Below are 3,294 nucleotides of genomic sequence, written 5' to 3'. Positions count from 1 at the left end.
GCTGTCGCGTTGTCGGAGATTTCCATCAGCGCCGGCATCCTCGATCCGGCTCATCCGAAGACGCCGACTGACCGCCCTCCGCTGCTGCATCTGCTGGCGGCCATCCGGCTGTCAGATTGCGTCTCCCCTAGCCCGGCCGCCTGGGCTGAAGCGGGCATGCTGTCCGGCATCCTGGCGCGGACGCAGTATGGTCTCGCGAAGCCCAAGAAGGGACTGCCGCCCGCCGAGGAGTGCTGCCAGCGGGGCAGGCGGCGGGAACTCATCAACGACGCTCTGCTGTTCCTGTCGGCCCGCGAGCAGGGAGCCGTCCTCGTGAGCTCCAACGTGTCCGACATGGACGTGCTTCTGCGATTTCGGCCAGACGCCAAGGTGCTCCTGTTCCGGCCGTGACGGCATCGGGCGGGCGGGACTTCCTGTGATGTCTGGCGACGTATAGCGCGTCGATCTGGATGAGACTTTTCGTCAATCAGGATGAGACGTGATTGTCGCGGCGGGTTGGGATTTTGGTGTTTTGATTGACGCTGGCAAGACCTGAGTCTCAGGCTGATTGTCGCTGGGCGGCTGGATCACGGGGGTGTTGGCTGTCGCCCTGCCTGGTGGCCGCCCTGGCCCGCGCTTTCGTTCGACGGCGGCGCGGCGGCGGTAGCTTTCGACGTTCATCTCCAGGACGGTGGCGTGGTGTACGAGGCGATCAACGGCGGCGAGAGTCATCGCGGGATCTGGAAAGATCCGTCCCCATTCTCCAAAGGGCTGATTGGCCGTGATCAGCAGCGATCGGCGTTCGTATCGGGAGCTGATCAGCTCGAACAGCACGGAGGTTTCCGCCTGATCCTTGGTGACGTAGGCGATGTCGTCGAGGATGAGCAGGTGGTATTTGTCGAGCTTGGCGATGGCGCTTTCCAGCATCAGTTCGCGCCGGGCGATCTGGAGTTTCTGAACCAGATCCGAGGTGCGCGTGAACAGAACGCGCCAGCCGTTTTCGACGAGCGCCAGGCCGATGGCTGAGGCGAGATGACTTTTCCCAGTGCCCGGCGGGCCGAACAGGATGAGGTTGTCGCCTCGCTCCAGCCAGGCGTCGCCGGAAGCGAGCGCCATGACGTGCGCCTTGGAGATCATGGGCACCGCCTCGAACGCGAAGGTCTCCAGGCTCTTGCCGGGCAGCAGACGGGCCTCGGCGAGATGGCGTTCAACCCGCCTGCGGTCACGCTCGGCGATCTCGTGCTCGGCGAGGCGGGCGAGAAACCGCGCCGCGGGCCAGCCCTCCTTGTCGGCCCGTGCGGCGATCTCCCGCCAGGCGTGCTTGATCGCCGGCAGCCGCAGGTCGTGGAGGATGAGCGTCAGGCGCTCGGCGTCGATTGAGAGTGTGGCCTCGCTCATGCCGCTTCTCCGGTGACCAGGGCGTCGTAGGCGGTGAGCGGCACCATCTCGACGGCGACATCGGGCAGGCTGGTGGCGGGCGGGGCAAAGCGTGCACTGAGGGCGTCGGGATCAGGCAGGCTCCCGGCATCCAGTTCGGCGGTCAAGGCGACGGCGAGTTCGGCTTCGCAGCCGCGGTCATGGGCGAGAGCGAGCAAGGCGACGGTGATCCGGCAGGCGGCACGCTCGTCCTGCCGTTCGCGCAGCGTCTCGAAGCAGCGCCGATAGGCCGCACGGGGGAAGAGCCGGTCGCGGTAGGTGAGATTAAGCAGCGCCATCGGCTTGCGGCGCAGGGAGCCGATGAGATGGTGGTAATCCACCAGGTAGCCGCCCTTGTCGCCGTCGCGCCGGCCGCGCGGCAGCGTCATCAGGGCGGCGGCGCCGGCGAAGAGTTCGAGCCGGTCATCGTGCAGATGAACCCGCAGGCGGTGGCCGATCAGGCGCGAGGGTACCGAGTAGAAGACCCGCTTGAGGGTGAAGCCGCTGCTGGAGGTGACGGTAACGACGTGCTCCTCGTGATCGCTGGCGCGTCGGGGCGGCAGGGGTTGCAGCAGCTTGCGCTCGGCGGCGATGCGGGCGGCACGGCGGCGGTTGTGGCGACCAAACAACTCGGCGATGAAGCGCCGGTAGGCGGCGAGATCCTCGAAATCGCGGCTGCCGCGCAGCAGCAGCGCGTCGCAGACGGCGTTCTTGAAATGCCCATGGGCGCTTTCGATGGCGCCGTTCTCATGGGCCACGCCGGGATTGTTGCGGGTCGGCGTCATACCGAAATGATCGCACAGCGCTTCATACCGCACGGTGAGATCGCGCGCGGCTTCGCGGTCGAGATTGCGAAAGGCAGCCGACAGGCTGTCTGTGCGGTGCTCGCGCGGGCAACCGCCGAGCAGGAACAGCGCGTCTTGCAAGCCGGCGGCCAGCGCCACGAAGCTCTCCCCGCCGAGGACGACGTGGCCATGCTCGAAGCCCGACCAGGGCAGCCGGAAGTGGTAAAGCAGGTGGTCGACCGGCACGCCGCCGATGGTCACCGCGAGATCGGCCATGTCGGTGAAGTCGGACAGTCCCAGCCGGCCTGGTTCCTGGACCTGCCGGAACATCACCTCCTGCTCCGGGCCGTGCAGCGCGCGCCAAGCGCGAATGCGCCGCTCCATGGTGCGCCGGACGGCGGGATCCAGGTCGGGATGGCGTCGGCACATCTCCTCGAACACCGCGACCGCCCGCAAACCGGGCGACGTCCGCAGCAGCGGCACAATCTCCACCTCGAAGACATCGGCCAAAGGGTCGGGCCGCCGGCGGCCGCGTGGAGTTGGCGAGCGGGATGGCGCCGCTGCGGCATTCAGCCGGCGGTAGGCCGTGGCGCGGCTGATCCCGGCGCGGGCGGCGGCCACCGGTACCGGGTCGTTCTGACGGAAACTCATGAACAGCCTCATCTGATGATCGGTGATGTGGCGGCCGGGCAAACGAGGCGTCCTTCCATGGAAGAAAGCCCCATTCTCCCCGACCGGCCGCGACCATCCGCACCCTCAAACCCGCGGGGCGCCCGGCATTGGGGTGTCGGCTACGGGCCAAGGCCCTCCGCCGACACCCCAATGCCGAATCTCATCCTGATTGTCGCGGCTGTCTCACCCTGAGTGTCGCGAAGCACGGGCCAATTCAGCCACGGGATCGAGCGGCAACCAGGACGTCAGGTAGGGTTGCACGCTCGGCCGAAACAGGAAGGCGAGCTCCGGCGGCACATCCGACACCGTCCGACCTGCCTCCAGCGCCGCAACGATATGGCCTGCGGCTTCCCGCAGGGATTCCGGGACGCTTGCTGCGGCGAGCTGTCGCGCGATCACCCGGCCTGTCAATCGGCCTCGAAAATGGGACCATGGGCTGAGT

2 protein-coding genes and 2 pseudogenes are annotated in these 3,294 nt (G+C 67.3%); 1 reads left to right on the top strand and 3 read right to left on the bottom strand.

What is annotated here, in order from left to right; all coding sequences use genetic code 11:
• Positions 1-390: pseudogene (locus AC1P6P_RS05590) on the top strand (type II toxin-antitoxin system VapC family toxin); the annotation flags it as partial.
• Positions 391-462: 72 nt separating this feature from the next.
• Here the strand turns inward: AC1P6P_RS05590 and istB are convergent.
• The 3 genes and pseudogenes from istB to AC1P6P_RS05575 all read right to left on the bottom strand — a co-directional run.
• Positions 463-1,377, bottom strand: coding sequence for an IS21-like element helper ATPase IstB (istB, locus tag AC1P6P_RS05585; protein WP_481401447.1), 915 nt, complete (start codon positions 1,375-1,377; stop codon positions 463-465).
• Positions 1,374-2,873 (bottom strand): IS21 family transposase, encoded by a 1,500-nt coding sequence (istA, locus tag AC1P6P_RS05580; protein WP_481401446.1) that lies wholly within the window; start codon positions 2,871-2,873, stop codon positions 1,374-1,376. The genes istB and istA overlap by 4 nt, the downstream gene beginning before the upstream one ends.
• Positions 2,874-3,035: 162 nt before the next feature.
• Positions 3,036-3,294: pseudogene (locus AC1P6P_RS05575) on the bottom strand (hypothetical protein); the annotation flags it as partial.

Source organism: Rhizomicrobium sp., from assembly GCF_056722145.1.
This window is presented reverse-complemented; position numbering and strand designations above follow the sequence as displayed.